Genomic DNA, 18,485 nt, shown 5'->3' with positions numbered 1-18,485 from the left:
GGGGCGCCCCCCCCCCCCCCCCCCCCCCCCCCCCCCCCCCCCCCCCACTCCATGGTTTCCTTTTGGCCGAAAGACTCGCCGTAACATCTCGTTACACAAATCGCTTGCAATTAAATAGCGAGCTATGTAATATCCTTTTCATGGCAGCGCGGAATGGCAAATCAGTTCCGCGAAGTCCGCAGTAAGGGAATCCGTCTCCACCGCAACAAACCATTTATATAGCACGCTATACAATAGCGTTTTAATGAAAATTGAAAAGGAAACTCATCATGGCAATCGACAAAGTCCTCTACCGTGCAACTGCCAAGGCCACCGGTGGCCGCGAAGGCCGCGCCATCTCGTCGGATGGCGTGCTCGACGTCAAACTGACCACCCCGAAGGAACTCGGCGGCAACGGCATGGAAGGCACCAATCCGGAACAACTGTTCGCAGCCGGCTACTCGGCCTGCTTCCTGGGCGCGATGAAATTCGTCGCCGCCCGTGACAAGCTGAAGATCTCGCCGGACGTATCGGTGGAGGGCAGTGTCGGCATCGGCCCGCTGCCGACCGGCTTCGGCATCGAAGTCCAGCTGAACATCAGCCTGCCGGGCGTGCCGGCCGAGGAAGCCCAGGCCCTGATCGACCGCGCCCACATCGTCTGCCCTTACTCGAATGCTACCCGCGGCAACATCAACGTCACCCTGCAGCTGGTATAAGCCGCACCCAGGTGTCCCGCCTGGGACACCTGGCCGAACGACAGCCTGGTTAGCGAATCAAATAAGTAGCGGACGATTTAATCGCTAACCAAGCCGGAGTTCGGCGCCTGTAAAGATGGTTCGTTTTTCCAATGAAAACCAGGACGCCCCCGCTAAGCTCGATGGTCGTCCTGATCCAGACCTACGCATACGAAAGGAAACATCATGAAAGCACTGACCAAAACCCTCGCCGCTGCCGCCCTTGCCCTGGCCTATGGCGCCGCCTCTGCCGCCGCCGGCGGTCCCGGTGTCGAACGCCGTACCCAGGAATTCCTCCAGGCCCTGGAAGCCGGCGGCGGCAAGCCGCTCGAGCAGCTGTCCCCGGCCGACGCCCGCGCCGTGCTGGAAGGCGCGCAGAAGAGCGTCAAGCTGGTCCTGCCGAAGGCCGAGGTGTCCGACAAGACCATCACCGTCGACGGCAAGCAGATCAAGCTGAAGATCGTGCGTCCGGCCGGCCAGAAGGGCGTGCTGCCGGCCTTCATGTTCGTGCACGGTGGTGGGTGGGTGCTGGGAGACTTCCCGACCCACGAACGCCTGGTGCGCGACCTGGTCGAGAGCTCGGGCGCCGTGGCCGTGTTCGTCGACTACACCCGTTCGCCGGAAGCCGGCTACGGCGTGGCGATCAATGAGATCTATGCCGCGACCAAATGGGTGGCCGAGCATGGGAAGGAACTGCATATCGACGGCAGCCGCCTGGCTGTGGCCGGCAATAGCGTGGGCGGTAACATGTCGGCGGCGCTGACCCTGATGGCCAAGGAGAAGGGCGCCCCTACACTGCGCTACCAGGTGCTGATGTGGCCGGTGACCGACGCCAATTTCGAGACCGCCTCTTATAAGCAGTATGCGGAGGGTTATTTTCTGACCAAGAACATGATGACCTGGTTCTGGGACAGCTACACGACGGATGCCGGCAAACGCAAGGAAATCACCGCCTCGCCGCTGCAGGCCAGCCTGGCTCAGCTGAAAGGCTTGCCGCCGGCCCTGATCCAGACCGCCGAGTTCGATGTGCTGCGCGACGAGGGTGAGGCCTACGGCCGCAAGCTCGACCAGGCTGGCGTGGACGTCACCGTGACCCGTTACAACGGCATGATCCACGACTTCGGCCTGCTCAATCCGCTGGCCACCCTGCCGGGCGTGCGCTCCCAGGTGCTGCAGGCGGGGACCGAACTCAAGAAACACCTGGCCAAGTAATGAATGCTGCCGGCGCATGCCGGCAGCACGCAAGCTGCAAGCGTACGCCGCCTTCGGGCGGCTTTTTTTTATCCGCAATCGCGGCATCAAATCGGCATGGATTTCACATTCTGGTGACAAAGAAAAGACTTAATGGAAGCTCGGTCCGGGTGACCCTGGCCGCCTGTTTTTTTTGCCCGCGCAGGTATTCCGGAGGAGCACGCCAAAAGCGCCGCAGAGTGGCCGAATTGATGTTTGAAAATTAAGGAAAAGGATGTGCCAGAGAACGCGATCACGATTTCATATATGCGTTATCTATGCAGTAAATAACGCGATCTGCATGCAAATTGAATGCATTTAGCTGCCATGTATTTGGATGCCTGATAACGCATCTTTGCGATGTTGCAAGGAAGTTGCCATCCTTGCGTCAGCCCGATACAACGATCCGAAATTTTTTTCCGTACGGAAAACGCATCCGCTTTTGAGGTGTTTAAAATTGCCCTCCATCAGCTTCCTGACGGCAATTTTTTATGCAGGTCAGGGCTGCCAAAGCCAAATTGGCAAGTGCTTTAACCCTCAAAATATTTAACAATCCTACGCCGATGCAACCTACTGCTTCCATTTCGCGCAACACCACTTTTTCGCTTGCGCACCTCCAGCAATACGCACTGCCGCTCCTGTTCACGCTGTTCGGCGTGATCATGGGTTCCTGGGCCGGCCGCATTCCCGCGCTGGCCGAGCGTGTCCACGTATCCCACTCGGCCCTGTCGATGGTGCTGCTGTGCGGCGGCCTTGGCGCCGTGGTGTCTTACCCGATCTCGTCTTACCTGATGGGCCGTTTCGGCGCCCGCAAGACACTCCTGATTTCCGGCCTGGCGCTGCTGTGCGTGCTGGTCGCGATCGGGATGGCCCCGACCGTGCCGCGCCTGATGCTGGCCGTCCTGAGCCTGGGCATCACCGCCAGCACCTTCGACGTGGCGATCAACTCGGCCGCGACCAAGCGTGAAAAGCAGACCGGCAAGTCGGAGCTGTCGAAGCTGCATGGCCTCGGCTGCGCCGGCGGCCTGGCGGGCGCGACCCTGGGCAGCCTGATGGCCAGCCTCAAGATTGCTCCGGCCACCCACTTCGTGATGCTGGCTGCGCCGCTGGCCGTGCTGCTGTACATGGGCTACTCGATGCTGGAAGCCGACGACAGCGTGGAAAAGGTCGAGAAGAAATCCTTCTCCCTGCCGCGCGGTCCGCTGGCACTGCTGGGTCTGCTGGGCTTCCTGGGCTCGATGTCGGAAGGCAGCATCGCCGACTGGAGCGGCGTGTTCCTGAAAGAACACTTCGGCGCGTCGGACGGCCTGGCGCCGCTGGCCCTGTCGTCCTTCTCGGTGATGATGCTGATGTCGCGCATGGTCGGCGACAAGCTGAAGGGCCGTTTCGGCGCCCAGCGCTTGGTGACCATCGGTTCGCTGGTCTCGGCATGCGGCCTGTTCTTCGCGGTGCTGGCCCCGAACGCCTACGTCGCGCTGGGCGGCTTCGCGATCGCCGGCCTCGGCCTGTCGCTGCTGTTCCCGTTCGTCTTCAGCGCGGCCGGCGCCCAGGGCCCGATCGCCCTGGCCGGCGTGGCCAGCATGGCCTACAGCGGCAGCCTGATGGGCCCGCCGGTGATCGGCGCCGTCGCCCACTATGTCGGCATGCAGGCGGCAATCGCCTATGTCGGCGGCCTGTCGCTGGTGATTGCCCTGGTGGCCAGCCGCACCCGCCTGCTGAAATAAGCTTGTCCTCGCGCGGCTAGGCCGCGTTCCAGCGCAGACGTGTCCGCAAGGGCCGTCTGCGTTGCCGTTTCCGGGGCCGCGCCCGGAGCGCCGCCGTGAAAGGCGGTATGATCGAGCGATCCCAACCCGCCGCCGCCGATCATGTTCCAGACGCCCGCCACTTTCACGCCGCTGTTCGCTCCGCATCCCGATTCCGCCCCCCTGAGCTTCCTGTTCCACCAGGGACGCCTGCTGGTGCGCGAGGACGGCCCGGCCCTGCCGGATACGGCGCTGCTGGCGCAGCTCGCGGTGCCGGACGCGAACCTGCAGCCGCTCGGCCTGTTCGGGGAGCGCTATTGCCAGGCCGGCTGGCTGGACAGCGAGCCTGCGCTGCCGCCCGGCTATGGCTGGCGCGGGCTGCGCTCCCTGTTCGGCGAGATGGACGAGCAGCTGGTGGGCCTGGCGGCGCGCGCGGCCCAGGTGGCGGAATGGGCGCGCACCCACCGCTTCTGTGGCGCCTGCGGCAGCGGCACCGTGCTGGCCGCCGGCGAGCGCTGCTTCAAGTGCGTGAACTGCGGCCACATGGCCTATCCGCGCATCTCGCCAGCGATGATGGTCCTGATCCGCAAGGGCGACGCGGTGCTGCTGGCGATGCACGTGGCCTCGCCCACCAAGCGTTTCGTGCCGCTGGCCGGTTTCCTGGAAGCGGGCGAATCGGTCGAGGAGGCGGTCCACCGCGAGGTCTACGAAGAGGTGGGGCTGCGGGTGCAGAACCTGCGCTACTTCGGCAGCCAGTCCTGGCCCTTCCCGCATTCCCTGATGCTGGCCTTTACCGCGGACTACCTGGACGGCGAGATCCGCGTTGATACGTCCGAGATCGCCGAGGCGCGCTGGTTCGGTCCGAATGACGCCTGGCCTGAACGGGTGCCGCACATCTCGATCTCGAGCGTCCTGGTCGACGCCCACCGTCCGCCAGGCTGCTAGGCCTGCGCCTCGTGCACTGCGTGCACCTCGGCCACCACCCTGGGTACGCGCTCGTCGGCGGCGGCCTGCGAGGATGCGGGCTTGGCGCCGGTGCTGCGCAGGTTGATGGCGCGCTGCAGGAGGTCGAACCAGAAGGGTGCGCCGAACAGGGTGGTGCTGGCGGTCACCAGCCAGCCAGCTGCCTGCAGGGCGAAGCGCGCATCGAGGGTGGGCGGGAAGCTGTTCCAGCCGATCGGCAGGGCCCATAGCTGCTGCAGGGTGGCGGTATCGAGCGCCCCCGGCGCCGCGCCAATCTGGGCCGCCAGGACCGGGTGCTGCCACAGGGTGCGGAACAGGTGGATGCTGTCGATGTTGAACAGGATCGCGAGCAGCAGCGCCAGCAGCCAGGACACCAGCAGCTGGCGCCGCTTGTAGACGCCGGACAGGCGCTCCATGGCGCTGTCGAACCAGTCGGCGATGCAGTCCTGGAAGCGCTGCAGGTCGCCGCCCGCGTGCGCATACAGGGCTTGCAGGGTGCGCCGCAGCTGCGGATCGTCGACGCCGGCGATGGCGGCGCCGACCGACATCTCGCCGTGGCGGATGGTGTCGACCAAAGCCATCGCGAAGTGCCTGGGGTCGATGTACGAAGGCCTGGATCCGGGCGGCCGGCCACCGCCCGCGGCGCCGTCCCGCACCGTGGCGGCCCCCTGCGGATTGACCAGCGGGTGCGCGTACAGCATGCGCGCCAGCGCGTCGAAGCGCGGATCGGCCAGCATGCGCTTGATGCCTTCCTGGAGCATGCCGGCGCGTAGGCTGAATGCGGCCGCGAGCGCTTCCTGCAAGGTGCTGACGACCAGGGCCAGGGTGCCGTAGCAAAATGCCAGGCCGATGGCGACTTCGAGGACGGTGCTGCCGAACATGGCGCTTCTCCCAGGGACGGAATCGTCTTTACGCTACGCCGGCTGTGGTATTGCTGGCTTAAGCTTGCTCAAGAAATTGGCAGGGGCGGGCCACCCACCCGCATTTTCTATATACTTGCGGCAATCGATTTTCTAGGATTTACCATGTCTGACAAAGAAGCTTTCACCGAACACGACTGGCGCCGCCTGCTTGCCAGCCTTGGCGAGGATCCTGACCGCCCGGGCCTGCACGAGACGCCGGCGCGCGTGGCCAAGGCCTGGAAACACTGGACCTCCGGCTACGACCAGAATCCGGTGGAAGTCCTGAAGGCCTTCGAGGACGGCGCCGAGGAGTACAACGAGCTGATCGTGGTGCGCGGCATCCCGGTGTACAGCCATTGCGAACACCACCTGGCGCCTTTCTTCGGCCGCGCCACCGTCGGCTACCTGCCGAACGGGAAGATCGTCGGCCTGTCCAAGCTGACCCGCCTGGTCGACATCTACGCCAAGCGCCTGCAGGTGCAGGAGCGCCTGACGATCCAGATCGCCAACGCGCTGATGGAAGTGCTGGAGCCGAAGGCCGTGGGCGTGGTGATCAAGTGCCGCCACATGTGCATGGAAAGCCGCGGCATCCGCACCCCTGGCGAGGAAACCATCACCTCGGCCCTGCTGGGCGAGCTGCAGCCGAACCTGGCGCTGCGCACCGAGTTCCTGTCGCTGGCGCGCGACGACCGCGGCGCCTGATCCCCTGGCGCCGCCGGCTCCCACCGCGGCGCGTCTTCTGCCCCGACCGGGGAACCTGTTCCGTATCCCGGCCCTCCAAGATGTTTTGGAGACCGACATGGAGCGCCCTGCCTACCCGAGCGACGTCTCGCGCGAACAGTTCGAGAGCATCCGCGGCACGCTCGAGGCGGCGCGGCGCAAGACCCGTCCGCGCAAGCACGACTTATACGACGTGTTCTGCGCGGTGCTGTATTTCCTGCACACCGGCGCCACCTGGCGCAGCCTGCCCGCCGGCTTCCCGCCCTGGCGCACCGTGCACGAGTACTTCACCCAGTGGAACATGCAGCGCGAAGGCGAGCGTACCCTCCTCGAGAACGCCCTGGATGCGCTGGGGCGCGAACCGGAAGCGACCCAGCTGCGCAGGCTGCTGTACGGTCACTGAACCGGTGCGTGAGGACACGCGCCGTGCGGCGAAGCTGTCATCTTTTTGTCACAGTCTCTGCACTTTCGTAAAGTGCGCGGGGGCACTTGAGCTAAGCTAACAATAAAATTGTCAAATTTATATTGTTATCAAAAAAAGCCATGCTCGAGCACCTGAATCTCATCCTGTTTTCCGCGCTGAATGCGCATGCCGGCCTGACCGGCTGGCAGCTGCTGGGCGCCGTGTTCGCGGCGCGCTGGCTGATTCTCCTGATGCCGCTGGCGCTGCTGGTGCTGTGGGCGGGCGGTTCCGGCGCGCGCCGCGAAGTGGCGCTGCGCGCCTGCCTGGCGGCGCTGTGCGCGCTCGCACTTAACGGCCTGATCGGGCACCTGTGGTACAGCCCGCGTCCCTTCGTCGCCGAGGTCGGTCATACCTTCCTGTTCCACGACCCCGACAGCTCCTTCCCGAGCGACCATGCGACCAGCCTCTTCTCGGTGGCCCTGGTGCTGGCCTTCAGTGGGGTGAAGCCGGCGCGCCGCCTGGGCCTGGCGCTGTTGCCGCTGGCCCTGGTGGTCGCCTGGTCGCGTGTCTACCTGGGCGTGCACTGGCCCAAGGACATGATGGGCGCGCTGCTGGTGTCGGGAACGATGGCCCTGCTGGCCTACACGCCCGCGGCCCGCGCCGCCTGCGCGCGCGTGCTGCCGCGGCTGGAAACGCTGTACCGTCGCGTGCTGGCGCTGCCGATCGGGCGCGGCTGGCTGCGTCCCTGATTGCTATTCCTCGGGCGTCTCGAACACCAGCTTCTTGTCGGCGTCGAGATGGAACAGGCCCAGCGCCTGGCCGGTGACGGCGTCCGCTTCCGGCGCCTCGAGCTGGGAGCAGCCGCGGGTCTCGACCTGCCAGGCCTCGTCGCCGGCGCGCAGGGTGTAGGTGCCGCTGCCGTTGTCGAACAGCTCGATTTCCAGGCCCGGCAGGCGCACCTCGCCCAGCTCCAGCTGGCGCTGGCAATCCGGCATGCGCGTCACGATCACGCGCAGGCTGGCCCGTTTGCTCCAGAAGACATCCTGGTCGACGCGCACGATCAGCGCCTGGTGGTTGTCGTCGATGTCATAGCGGGCGGTTTCGCTGATGCAGCCCGCCAGGAGCAGGGGAGCCAGAAGGGTGAGGGGGAGGCGCATGGAGTTCCGTTCGATAATGCAACAGTGCATGTCCCGCCGAGTATAGAAGCGCCGCCGCCCTCGCGCAACCGCGCGCCGACATCAGAATTCGGTGCCGAGCGTCAGCGCGCCGAAGGTATGGCGCGGCACCCGCGCCGGCGCGTGGAATTCGGCCGAGCGGCGCGTGGCCCGGAACTGCACGAACCAGGGGCCGTGGTCCGGCCCGCGCGTGCGCGGAAAATCGAGGCGCAGGCCCAGCATCGCATCGCCCACCCAGCGCCGCGGCCGCACGCCCGGATCCTCGCGTCCCGGCCGTCCCTGCAGGAACAGGTTGTAGGCCACGTAGCGTCCCTCGACCCCGGCGAAGGCGGTGCACTGCACCCAGTCCCACAGGCAGGATGTGCCCAGCCTGCCGCCGCCGAGGCGGTGCGTGATCCCGGGCGGCATCGGCGACACCGCCGGCAAGTCCTTGCCGATGGCCAGCGAGACGCCGCCCGCCGCATGGCTCATCAGGGTGCCGGCGGTGAGACGCCAGTAGGTATTGGTCTGCAGCCGCACGCCGCCACCCAGCTCGCCGGACAGCAGGGGACGGGCGCTGCGTCGCTCGACCGACAGCAGGAAGGCCAGCGCGTTGCCGACCTGGTGGTCCCAGCCGCGCGGCTCCGGGCGGTCGCCGATGCGGTGCACCAGCTTTTGCGTTTGCTCGGCCAGCGACAGGCGTCCGGTGAACCCGGCCTGGCTGTCGAGCGTGGTCAGGGTCTGCCCGTCGGGCGACAGGAACACATAGTCGCGCTCCAGGTAGAGCAGGCCGGCGTAGGGCCGGTCCTGGTCCTGGCGGGCGGCGACCGTGATATCGCTGGGCGTGTACATCAGCTGTCCGAAGCTGTTCTGCGCGAACAGCAGCCGGCCCCCGGCGCAGCCCAGCCAGCGGCACAGGCCGTCGAGCAGGCGGCGCTCGCCCGGCGAACGGGTGTCCTGCGCGTGGCGCACGGCCAACTGGATGCCGTTGGTGTAATAGCGGTCGGTGTTGAAGAACTCGTCGTTCTCGTAGGTGAGGAAGCGTGCGTCCTGGGCGCTGGCGGCAAGGCTCGCCAGCAGCAGGGGCAGGGCCGCGAGCGCGGACAGGCGGGGGAAGAGCGGGCTCGGCATGGATGGCCTTTCTTGTTCGAAACGCCATCCAGTGTCGAACTTGCTCACAGGATTTTTTTGATCTGAAACAGGATCGCTGCGCGTTTCAGCCGGACTCCATGGTTTTTCGATTTACGCGATGATAGGCCGCATGGACCAGAACGCGTACGAACTGCTCGGCGGCGCCAAGGGACGTCCGGTCAAGATGTGGACCCGCGGCGTGCCGGTCGAGGCGGAAGCGAAGGAACAGCTGTCGAAACTGGCGCAGCTGCCCTTTGTGTTCCACCATGTCGCCGTCATGCCGGACGTCCATGTTGGCAAGGGATCGACCATCGGCAGCGTGATCCCGACCCTGGGCGCGGTGATCCCGGCGGCGGTCGGCGTGGACATCGGCTGCGGCATGATGGCGGCCAAGACCACCCTGCGCGCCGACGACCTGCCCGACAACCTGCACAAGCTGCGCAGCGCCATCGAACAGGCAATCCCGCACGGCATGTCGCCCAAGACGCGCAATGCGAAGGGGCGCGATGTCGGCTCCTGGAACAATCCGCCGCCCGCGGCCGAGGCCGGGTGGATGAAACTCAAGGACGAGTTCGATGAAATCTGCCGCAAGTATCCCAAGCTGCGCGGCACCAACAACTACAAGCACCTGGGCACCCTCGGCAGCGGCAACCACTTCGTCGAGGTCTGCCTGGACGAAGACAATTTCGTGTGGCTGATGCTGCACTCCGGCTCGCGCGGCGTCGGCAACGCGATCGGCAGCCATTTCATCGAGCTGGCGCGCCAGGACATGCGGCGCCACATGGTCAACCTGCCCGACCAGGATCTCGCTTACCTGGAAGAGGGCACCCAGCACTACGACGACTACGTCGAGGCGGTCGGCTGGGCGCAGAAGTTCGCCCGCATCAACCGCGAAGTCATGATGCACAACCTGGTCCACGCGGTGCGCAGCGTCATCAAAAAGCCTTTCGAGACCCACGTCGAGGCGGTCAACTGCCACCACAACTACGTGCAGAAGGAACGCCATTTCGGCAAGGACGTGCTGGTCACGCGCAAGGGCGCGGTGTCGGCGCGCGAGGGCGAGCTGGGAATCATTCCCGGCTCGATGGGGGCGCGCAGCTTCATCGTGCGCGGCAAGGGCAACCCCGAGAGCTTCAACAGCTGCAGCCACGGCGCCGGCCGCGTGATGAGCCGCACCGAGGCCAAGCGCCGCTTCACCCTGGCCGACCAGGAGCGCGCCACCGCCGGCGTGGAATGCCGCAAGGACGAGGGCGTGATCGACGAAATCCCGATGGCCTACAAGGACATCGACGCCGTCATGGACGCCCAGCGCGACCTGGTGGAAGTGGTCCATACCCTGAAGCAGGTGGTGTGTGTGAAGGGCTGAGTGTTTCCGACCGCGGGCGCGACGGCGTCCGCGTTTTTGCTGTTCCCCGACCCAAGCGAGCAATCCGATGCAAGACGACCAGAGCCTGACCAGCCGGCGGCGCACGCCCGCCCCCGAACGCATGCGCCAGGGCCCGCGCAGCGCCCGGCCCTTCCACGCGATCGCCGCGGCCGGCGGCGCCGATCCCTGCGCGGGCGAGGGCGGCCCCCTGTGCCGCGACACGACCTATGCCGGCATCGTGACCGCGGTGCGCAGCGCCGTGGAACGCAACGCCGGCTTCGGCGCCTGAACCAGATTCGCCTTCACGCCCGTCCCAGCGACAGCAGGTCGCCGGGCGCCGCGAACTCGCGCTGGGGCGCCGCGCGGCGCAAGGCCTCGATCGGCGCATAGCCCCAGCTCACCGCCCCGAAGGCCACGCCGGCCTTGCGCGCGGCCTCGGCGTCCGTGGTCTGGTCGCCGATGTACAGCGCCTGCTGCGCGGCCACGCCCGCAGCCTTGAGCACCTTGCGGATGCGCGCCGCCTTGCCGAAGATCGACATGCCGCATTCGTACTGGCGCACCAGGGCGGCGAGCTCGGGGCCGAGCACCAGGCGCACGTTCAGTTCCGAGTTCGAGGACACCACCGCCAGTTCCACCCCGCTGTGCGCCAGGTGGCGCAGCATGCCGTCGACGCCGTCGAACAGCGGGATGCGGGCGGCGTTCTCGCGCATGCGCTCGACGAAGGAGCGCGAGGCCAGCGGCAGCTTCCAGGCCGGCATGCCCACATGGCGCATGATGTCGCGCGGCCCGTAGTGGCGCAGGCGCTCGGCCTGCTGGGCGTCGACGCGCCGGAAGCCGTGCTGGTCGGCGATCTCGTTGAACACGCTCATGAAGAAGGGGAACGAGTCGGCCAGGGTGCCGTCGAAATCGAAGATCGCCAGGCGGATAGTCATGCGCGCACACGGAAGGTAGATGGGGGAATTATAAAGGGAGCACGATTCATTAAAAAAATGAAAACACCCGCGTTGAGTGATAAAATTTTCTGAGTGCATTTTTTTTGCCCGCGCGCCGGCGTCCCGCGGCCGCAAGGCCTTCTTCGCTATCGCTTCCTTCACACCATGTCTTCAGCTCCCCTTCTCGGCATCATAGGTCCCTTCGGCCCGGCGCAACTGGCCTGCATCCGCAGCTGGCGCCGCGCGGGCTACCGCACCGCGTTCTTCCAGACCGGCGGCCGGCGCGTGCCCGCCGGCCTGCAGCGGCTGACCGACGCCTACCGCTTCTACCCGGCGGGTACGGCGCTCGATGAGATCTTGGACAAGGTGGCGCAAGAATGCGTTCGCCTGCAGGTGGCCGGCCTGGCCGCGCTGTCGGAGTCGCTGGCCCTCAAGCTGCACGAACGCCAGCGCGCCGGGGACTTCGGCGCCACCACGCTGATGCTCAATACGCCGGAACTGTACGAGGTGCTGGAATCGAAGTCGCGCCAGGTGGAGCTGGCGCGCCAGGCCGGCCTGCCGGTGATGCCGACCCACGTGCTGGACCGCGGCAGCGAGCTGTCCGGCGTGGCCGGGCCACTGGTGCTGCGTCCCGACATCACGCGCCTGGTGCGGCCGTCGTTCAAGGTCAAGCTGGTCGCCACCGCGGCCGAGGCGGTGGCCGTGGCGCGCGCCATGACCACGCCGGAAGGACGGATCGTGGCCCAGCCCTTCGTGGCCGGCCCGAACCTGGTGATCCACGCCGCGCGCGCGGCGGATGGCTCCTGGGACCACCACGAAGCCTTCTGCACCTCGATCAAGTCGGCCGGCCTGGCGGTGGCGCTCCAGCCCTACGCCCTGCCGGCGGGCCTGCTGGAGGCCTGCCGCCGCTTCGAGCAGGCGGCCGGGCTGCGCGGCGTCTTCCATTACGACTTCATCCTCAATCCGGAGACCGGCGAAGCCTTCTTCCTGGAGGTGAATCCGCGCCTGGGCGGCACCACGGCCAAGGTCTACGCGGCCGGCTACGACGAACCGGCCATGCTGCCGGCCGCCTTCTTCCAGCCGGGCGCGCACCGGGTCGACCTGGACCGGCCGCGCAACGCCTCGGTCAGCCGCATCGCGGCGGTGCGCTACGGCCTGTCGCTGCTGCGCGAAGCGCCCTCGGTGCTGGACCACCCGCCGCGCCGCAACCCGCGCGCCTTCGGCCAGCTGGCCAAGGCGCTGCTGCTGCACCGGGACGAGGTGTTCCGCCTGACCGACGTGGTGGGCAACTCGGCCTACCTGCTGCAGACCAAGTCGTAGGAAGGAGCGGGGCGCGGCCCCGCATCGCCTTTATTGGCGCACCAGCTGCCAGTGGCTGTACTTCTCGTAGGCGAACTGCTCGGCCATGCGCGGCACCGCCGTGAGCAGGCTGCCGCGGATCAGGAGGTTGCGGCTGGACTGCGGCAGCATCGGCGCGCTGGCCGCGGTGGCCACGCCGACCGGCGCGAAGCGGTCGCGGTTGGCGTCGATGAAGGCGCACAGCTTTTCCAGGCGGCGCTGGTTCAGCGCGTGGCGGCGCATCTGGCGCACGGTGAAATCGCGGTTGTGCACGAATTCGAAGGGGTGGGTCAGGATCACGACCTGCTCGACGCCTTCGCGCTGCGCCTCTTCCAGCAGCATGCGCATCTCGGCGAAGCTGCTGCCGGTGATGGTCAGGGTCTTGAGGTGCTGCTTGCCCGGCAGCTTCCAGTCGCAGAAGGTCAGGATCGGGCATTCGATCACGCCATGGCGCTCGTGGCGCCCGCTGTACAGGCGGTACTGGGGATCGCCGCTGTCGAACACCGCCAGCCCGACGTGCGAGCTGAAGGGAATCCCGGCGCGCTTCTGGGCGCGGAACAGGGTGTCGTCGTGCTGCAGGCTGGCGCTGCGGAACACGGTCGGCGCCGGCAGGCGCCAGTCGTGGAAGGTCTGCATGCCGGCCTCGATCAGGCGCACCGATTCGTCCTCCGGACGGCGGTAGAAGTCGTCGATGCCCGGCTTGGTGCGCACCCGCACCCGCTCGCGCCAGTCCTCGTGCTGGAACACGGTCCAGCAGGGATGCACGTGCAGCTGCACCTCGTGGCCGGCCGTGTGCAGCTGCTCGGCGATCGTGCGCATCGGGTCGTGCTTGAAATAGTGGCGGTTCATCGCCTCGACAAAGAAGGTCGCGGTGATGCGGTGGCGCGCGAAGCAGTCGAGCATGAAACCCAGTCCGTGCGACTTGTTGTCCACCACGCACCAGACGCGTTGCTCGGCGACCGGCGACAGGGAGTGGTCGTGGAAGGCGCCGGCGATACTGAATTCAGTATCGACGCTGATACAGACTTTGGTTTGCATGATAGAAGAGAAAGGTCGGAACGACGGACAAGGCGTTTGTTACCGGACAATTCTCGCATAGTTTTGCAAATGACAAGCACCCACATGCGTGGCGCTGTCGCGTCGGTGGCCCGTCCGGCGCTTCCCCGCAGACTTATGTTGTATGGATGCCGCACCTGGCGACCCGGCAATTTGATTTCTTGAATCAATAAATATTCCCTGACAGAATTACAAAATAATCTTGCAATGCTGTCCAGCGGCGCCGTCCACACCTATCCCTCACGACCCATGAACTTGAACGCCGACGATTACTTCGACATGGTCCGCGCGACCCTCCCCGCCCCCACCCGCCAGGCCGCCTCGGCAGTGCCGGAAGTGGTGGACGCCAACGCGGACGGCATTGCCGACATCCTGACCTTCGGCGCCTGGTACCCCTTCCATGGCAGCGCCGTGACGCCGCAGCCGGCGGTCCTGATGCTGGGCAAGGGCGACGGCACCTATACGGCGGCGCCGGCCGGCATGCTGCCGGCGAGCTTCACCACGGTACACCCGCGCGAGATCGTGCAGGCCGACTTCAACAAGGATGGACTGGTCGACCTGTTCATCGCCGACCATGGCTACGACGTCAATCCCTATCCCGGCGGCCAGAACAAGCTCCTGCTGGGCAAGGCCGGCGGCGGCTACACCGATGCCAGCGCCAACCTGCCGCAGGTGTCGGACTTCACCCATAGCGCGTCGGCAGGCGACATCAACGGCGACGGCAATCCCGACCTCTTCGTCGGCAACATGAGCAGCCAGGCCAGCCCGACCGAATCCTATGTGCTGCTCGGCGACGGCAGCGGCCAGTTCACGAAGACGACTGCCGGCCTGCCGCTCGAAGCGGGCGGGCTGCTGAACCGCCAGTCGGGCAATTTCGGCTTTACCTCCTCGCTGCTTGCCGACCTCAACGGCGACGGCAAGGCCGACCTGGTGCTGGGCGACGAGGGCAACCCCAACAACAAGGAACACCGCTCGCTGGTGTTCTGGAACACCGGCAGCGGCTTCAGCGCCGGCGCCATGGCTTACCTGCCGCAAGGCTATTTCGGCGACAACCGCCTGGTGCACGACATCGCCTCGATGGACATCGACGCCGACGGCGACCAGGACCTGCTGCTGCTGTCCTCCGAGACGGCCCCGCGCGAGGCCTATGGCGACGGCTGGTCGCTCGAAGTGCTGCGCAACGACAAGGGCAGCTTCGTTGACGCCACCCTCGAGCATTTCAGCGCCGCCGACAGCCGCGAGGGCCTGCCGAACACCAACAGCCACGTCGGCGCCAACCAGTTCATCCGCCTGATGGACGTGAACCGCGACGGCAGCAAGGACATCGTCGTCACCCAGTTCATGAACCAGCAGCCGACGGCCAACACGCCGATCGTCTGGACCAACGACGGCTTCGGCCACTTCGAGGTGGCGCTGCGCGCCGGCCAGCTCAACACGCTCGCGGGCGACAATTACTTCGTCGGCGTGTTCAGCGTACCGGTCGCGTCGAAGAACGGCACGAGCTTCACCAGCCTCAATTTCCATGAGGGGAATCTGTACGAAAACACCGCGTGGGCGACCAAGTCGCTGCCGCAGGCCGCCGTCATCAAGGCCAGCGCACGCGACGATCTCATCAAGCAGAACAGCGCCAGCAACAGCATCGACGGCGGCGCCGGCCTCGATACGGTGGTCTACACCAAGGCCAGCGCCGGCTACCAGGTAACGCGAAAGGAAGGCAACGCCACCGTGCGCGATGTGTCCGGCGCCGACGGCATCGACAGCCTGGCGGGCGTGGAGCGCATCCAGTTCGCCGACAAGACGGTCGCGCTCGACATCGACGGCACCGCCGGCCAGGCCTACCGCATCTACCAGGCCGCCTTCGCGCGTACCCCGGACAGCGGCGGCCTGGGCTTCTGGATCAGCAAGATGGACAACGGCATGTCGCTCGACACCGTGGCCGTCAATTTCGTTGCCTCGAAAGAATTCAGCGACAAGTACGGCGCCAACCCGTCCAACCTTGATCTGGTGCAGGCCTTCTATCGCAACGTGCTGCACCGCGACGGCGAGGAAGGCGGCGTCAAGTTCTGGACCGGCGTCCTGGACAACAAGAACGCCACCGTGGCGGAGGTGCTGATGGGCTTCAGCGAAAGCCCCGAGAACCAGGCCGCCCTGGTGGGCGTGATGGCCAACGGCGTCAGCTACACGCCATTCGGCTGAGTGCTTCCTTCCCGACGGCGCGCGCTCAGGACAGGCCGCCGTTGGCGCGCAGTACCTGGCCGTTGACCCAGCCGGAATCCGGTCCGGCCAGGAAGGACACGACCTTGGCGATGTCCTCCGGCTCGCCCAGGCGTTCAAGCGGCGGCATCCTGGCGAACTGTTCGATCTGCTCGGGGGTCTTCCCGTTGAAGAACAGTTCGGTGGCGACCGGCCCCGGCGCCACCGCGTTCACCCGCACCTGGCGGCCGCGCAGCTCCTTGGCGAAGATCCCGGTCAGTGCCTCGACCGCGGCCTTGCTGGCGGCGTAGGCGGCATAGCCGGGCAGCTTCATCGCCAGCACATTGGTCGAGAAATTCACGATCCGCCCGCCGTCGTTCAGCCGGCGCGCCGCCTCGCGCATGGTGTTGAAACTGCCCTGCACGTTGATGCCGAAGGTCTGGGCGAACAGCTCGTCCGAGGTATCGGCCAGCGGCGCGACCTTCAGGATGCCGGCGTTATTGACCAGCACATCGACCTTGCCCAGTTCGCGTTCGGCCGTGTCGAACAGGGCGCGCACCTCCTCCGCCTTCGACACGTCGGCGCGTACCGCCAGCGCCGCATGGCCGGCCGCGCGCAGGCTGTTCACCGTCCGTTCGGCTTCCTGGATATTGCTCGCATAGTTGACGACGACCCGGTAGCCGTCCTCGGCCAGGCGGCGGGCGATGGCGGCGCCGATGCCGCGCGACGCGCCGGTGACGATGGCGACCTGCTGCTGTGGGGTGGTATTCATGCTGGCTCCTGTACGTGAATGGATGCGAGCATGATCGACTATTAGCGCAAAAAGATCATTCCCGGTTCATGGGTTACTTCATTCCATATGGCCCAACAATGCGCTATCCCAAGCGTGGGATCCAATAGTGTGTTCCCTGAGGGCTCGCAGCCTTACAATAATGATAATTTCCCAGGGAGGCGTTGACGACCTATGGCCTACATCCATCCTGCCGGCTGGCGCGAGATGTCCGTGACCGGCGCCGCGGCGCGCGAAATCGAAACCCTCGCCTATCTCGACCAGCGCCTGTCCGACGCGCCCTACCACATCTACCATGGCGTGCACTGGACCAATGTCGAGCAGGGCTATTCCGTCTACGGCGACATCGACTTCATCGTGGTGGCGCCGAACGGGCGCATGCTGGTGATCGAGCAGGTGGCCGGATTCCTGACCGAGACCAAGGACGGCCTGGTCAAGAACTACCTGGGCAAGCCGCGCAAGATCCGCAACCAGATCCTGTCGACCATCGAGGGCCTGGCCAAGCGCTACCAGGGCGAGCTGTCGATCGACTACCTGCTGTACTGTCCCGACTATATCGTGCGCGACCAGCAGCTGGCCGGGATCGACCCGCACCACATCATCGACGCCACGAATAAGCCCAAACTGGCGCGGGTGATCCGCGAGGCCTTGCCGCTCACGCCCAAGACCGACGAATTCGACAAGGTTTCGCGCTTCCTGGGCGACACCCTGAACCTGCGGCCCGACCCGAGCTCGATGATCGGCCACGCGGTGAGCATGGTGACGCGCCTGTCGGGCGGCCTGGCCACCTGGGCGCGGCGGCTCGAGTTCGCGCCCTTCCGCCTGCGCGTGGTGGGCACGGCCGGCAGCGGCAAGACCCAGCTGGCGCTGGCCGAGTATACGGCCGCCATCGACGCCGGCCTGCGTCCGCTCTACGTCTGCTTCAACCGTCCGCTGGCCGACCACATCGAACGCCTGGTGCCGGCGGGCGGGCGCGTGGCCACCTTCCACACCCTGTGCGACGCCTGGCTGCGCGCCCAGGACATGACACCCGATTATTCCTCGCCGGACGTCTGGACCGACATCGAGAAATCGCTGGCGGCCGCCGACCTGCCCGAGACCTGGCGCTACGACGTGGTGATCGTGGACGAGGGCCAGGATTTCTCGAGCGTGTGGCGCGATATCGTGCTGCGCATGCTGAGGGAGGGCGGACGCGCGATCTGGCTGGAGGACCCGGACCAGAACCTGTATGGCCGCGAGATGGTGCCGCTGCCCGGCTGGGTGACCCTGCATTCGAACACCAACTACCGCAGCCCGCGCCAGATCGTCGACATGCTGACCTCGATCGGCGCGGCGCGCCAGCCGGTGGAGGCGGGCAGTCCGTTCAAGGGGGCGGACATCGAGGAGCTGACTTATCCGGAAGGCGACACGGAAGCCATGCTGTCGCAGACGCGGCGCGCCGTGACCCTGTGCCTGGCGGCCGGCTTCGGGCGCCAGGACATCGCGATCTGCTCCTTCCGCGGGCGCGAGAAGTCGACCATCCTCAAGCTCGACAAGCTGAGCGACGCGCACAGCCTGCGTTCGTTCACGGGAGGGTATGACCTGTTCGGGAATCCGCTGTTCCGCGAAGGGGGGCTGCTGGCGGAATCGGTGTATCGCTTCAAGGGCCAGTCGGCGCCAGCACTGATCTTCACCGAGATCGATTTCGAGGAGCTCGACGAACTGGCCTTGCGCAAGCTGTTCGTGGGGATGACGCGGGCGAGGCTGAAGCTGGTGCTGGTAATGAGCGAGAGGGCGTCGGTGCAGATACTGGATCGGGTGAGTAGCGGCTGATGGCTGCGGTGCGGACTTGGATCCCGGCGAAGGCCGGGAC

Annotated in this window: 17 protein-coding genes and 1 pseudogene; 12 read left to right on the top strand and 6 right to left on the bottom strand. The window is 66.2% G+C overall.

What is annotated here, in order from left to right; all coding sequences use genetic code 11:
- Positions 1 to 269: 269 nt before the first annotated feature.
- The 4 genes from KBW98_RS15000 (at position 270) to nudC (ending at position 4,630) form a co-directional block, all read left to right on the top strand.
- Positions 270 to 695, top strand: coding sequence for an organic hydroperoxide resistance protein (locus KBW98_RS15000; RefSeq protein ID WP_211520951.1), 426 nt, complete (start codon positions 270 to 272; stop codon positions 693 to 695).
- Positions 696 to 899: 204 nt separating this feature from the next.
- Entirely contained in the window at positions 900 to 1,925 is a 1,026-nt protein-coding gene (locus KBW98_RS14995; RefSeq protein WP_211520950.1) for an alpha/beta hydrolase, read from the top strand.
- A 581-nt stretch (positions 1,926 to 2,506) separates the two neighbouring features.
- Positions 2,507 to 3,667 carry an MFS transporter gene (locus tag KBW98_RS14990; RefSeq protein WP_229429215.1) on the top strand — a complete coding sequence of 387 codons (1,161 nt, stop codon included), beginning with the start codon at positions 2,507 to 2,509 and terminating at the stop codon, positions 3,665 to 3,667.
- Between the two features lie 141 nt (positions 3,668 to 3,808).
- The gene (gene nudC / locus KBW98_RS14985; RefSeq protein ID WP_211520949.1) at positions 3,809 to 4,630 is read left to right on the top strand and encodes an NAD(+) diphosphatase; all 822 of its coding nucleotides are present in this window, start codon (positions 3,809 to 3,811) and stop codon (positions 4,628 to 4,630) included.
- On the opposite strand, the gene KBW98_RS14980 is transcribed toward nudC, so the two are convergent.
- Positions 4,627 to 5,529, bottom strand: coding sequence for a hypothetical protein (locus tag KBW98_RS14980; protein ID WP_211520948.1), 903 nt, complete (start codon positions 5,527 to 5,529; stop codon positions 4,627 to 4,629). The genes nudC and KBW98_RS14980 overlap by 4 nt on opposite strands.
- A 144-nt stretch (positions 5,530 to 5,673) precedes the next feature.
- Between KBW98_RS14980 and folE the strand changes: the two genes are divergently transcribed.
- The 3 genes and pseudogenes from folE (at position 5,674) to KBW98_RS14965 (ending at position 7,422) form a co-directional block, all read left to right on the top strand.
- Positions 5,674 to 6,252, top strand: a complete 579-nt coding sequence (gene folE, locus KBW98_RS14975) for a GTP cyclohydrolase I FolE (RefSeq protein ID WP_211520947.1) — start codon at positions 5,674 to 5,676, stop codon at positions 6,250 to 6,252.
- A gap of 97 nt (positions 6,253 to 6,349) precedes the next feature.
- Positions 6,350 to 6,613: pseudogene (locus tag KBW98_RS14970) on the top strand (transposase); the annotation flags it as partial.
- Positions 6,614 to 6,813: 200 nt separating this feature from the next.
- Complete coding sequence (locus KBW98_RS14965; RefSeq protein WP_211520945.1) at positions 6,814 to 7,422, top strand: phosphatase PAP2 family protein; 609 nt, start codon at positions 6,814 to 6,816, stop codon at positions 7,420 to 7,422.
- 3 nt (positions 7,423 to 7,425) lie between these two features.
- On the opposite strand, the gene KBW98_RS14960 is transcribed toward KBW98_RS14965, so the two are convergent.
- Together KBW98_RS14960 and KBW98_RS14955 are read right to left on the bottom strand one after the other, a co-directional pair.
- A complete protein-coding gene (locus tag KBW98_RS14960) occupies positions 7,426 to 7,830 on the bottom strand; it encodes a hypothetical protein (RefSeq protein WP_229429214.1) in 405 nt (134 codons plus the stop codon).
- A gap of 81 nt (positions 7,831 to 7,911) precedes the next feature.
- Positions 7,912 to 8,958 (bottom strand): lipid A deacylase LpxR family protein, encoded by a 1,047-nt coding sequence (locus KBW98_RS14955; RefSeq protein ID WP_211520944.1) that lies wholly within the window; start codon positions 8,956 to 8,958, stop codon positions 7,912 to 7,914.
- A 130-nt stretch (positions 8,959 to 9,088) separates the two neighbouring features.
- Here KBW98_RS14955 and KBW98_RS14950 point away from each other — a divergent pair, with 130 nt between their 5' ends.
- Complete coding sequence (locus KBW98_RS14950; protein WP_211520943.1) at positions 9,089 to 10,324, top strand: RtcB family protein; 1,236 nt, start codon at positions 9,089 to 9,091, stop codon at positions 10,322 to 10,324.
- A gap of 67 nt (positions 10,325 to 10,391) precedes the next feature.
- Entirely contained in the window at positions 10,392 to 10,613 is a 222-nt protein-coding gene (locus KBW98_RS14945) for a hypothetical protein (protein ID WP_211520942.1), read from the top strand.
- A 13-nt stretch (positions 10,614 to 10,626) separates the two neighbouring features.
- Here KBW98_RS14945 and KBW98_RS14940 read toward each other — a convergent pair whose 3' ends face one another.
- The gene (locus KBW98_RS14940; RefSeq protein WP_211520941.1) at positions 10,627 to 11,256 is read right to left on the bottom strand and encodes an HAD hydrolase-like protein; all 630 of its coding nucleotides are present in this window, start codon (positions 11,254 to 11,256) and stop codon (positions 10,627 to 10,629) included.
- Positions 11,257 to 11,421: 165 nt separating this feature from the next.
- On the opposite strand from KBW98_RS14940, the gene KBW98_RS14935 reads away from it, so the two are divergent.
- Entirely contained in the window at positions 11,422 to 12,576 is a 1,155-nt protein-coding gene (locus tag KBW98_RS14935) for a hypothetical protein (protein WP_211520940.1), read from the top strand.
- Between the two features lie 30 nt (positions 12,577 to 12,606).
- Here the strand turns inward: KBW98_RS14935 and KBW98_RS14930 are convergent, their stop codons facing one another.
- Positions 12,607 to 13,632: a hypothetical protein gene (locus KBW98_RS14930; protein WP_211520939.1), complete on the bottom strand. Its 1,026-nt coding sequence runs from the start codon at positions 13,630 to 13,632 to the stop codon at positions 12,607 to 12,609.
- A gap of 267 nt (positions 13,633 to 13,899) precedes the next feature.
- Here KBW98_RS14930 and KBW98_RS14925 point away from each other — a divergent pair, with 267 nt between their 5' ends.
- Positions 13,900 to 15,846: an FG-GAP-like repeat-containing protein gene (locus KBW98_RS14925; RefSeq protein WP_211520938.1), complete on the top strand. Its 1,947-nt coding sequence runs from the start codon at positions 13,900 to 13,902 to the stop codon at positions 15,844 to 15,846.
- A gap of 25 nt (positions 15,847 to 15,871) precedes the next feature.
- Here the strand turns inward: KBW98_RS14925 and KBW98_RS14920 are convergent, their stop codons facing one another.
- Complete coding sequence (locus KBW98_RS14920; RefSeq protein WP_211520937.1) at positions 15,872 to 16,615, bottom strand: SDR family oxidoreductase; 744 nt, start codon at positions 16,613 to 16,615, stop codon at positions 15,872 to 15,874.
- Between the two features lie 192 nt (positions 16,616 to 16,807).
- On the opposite strand from KBW98_RS14920, the gene KBW98_RS14915 reads away from it, so the two are divergent.
- Entirely contained in the window at positions 16,808 to 18,445 is a 1,638-nt protein-coding gene (locus KBW98_RS14915) for an ATP-binding domain-containing protein (protein WP_211520936.1), read from the top strand.
- Positions 18,446 to 18,485 lie beyond the last annotated feature (40 nt).

It is taken from the genome of Massilia sp. ST3 (assembly GCF_018119405.1).
Lineage (GTDB): Bacteria > Pseudomonadota > Gammaproteobacteria > Burkholderiales > Burkholderiaceae_D > Telluria.
The sequence above is the reverse complement of the archived record's forward strand: the minus strand, read 5'-3'. Positions and strand labels throughout refer to the sequence as shown.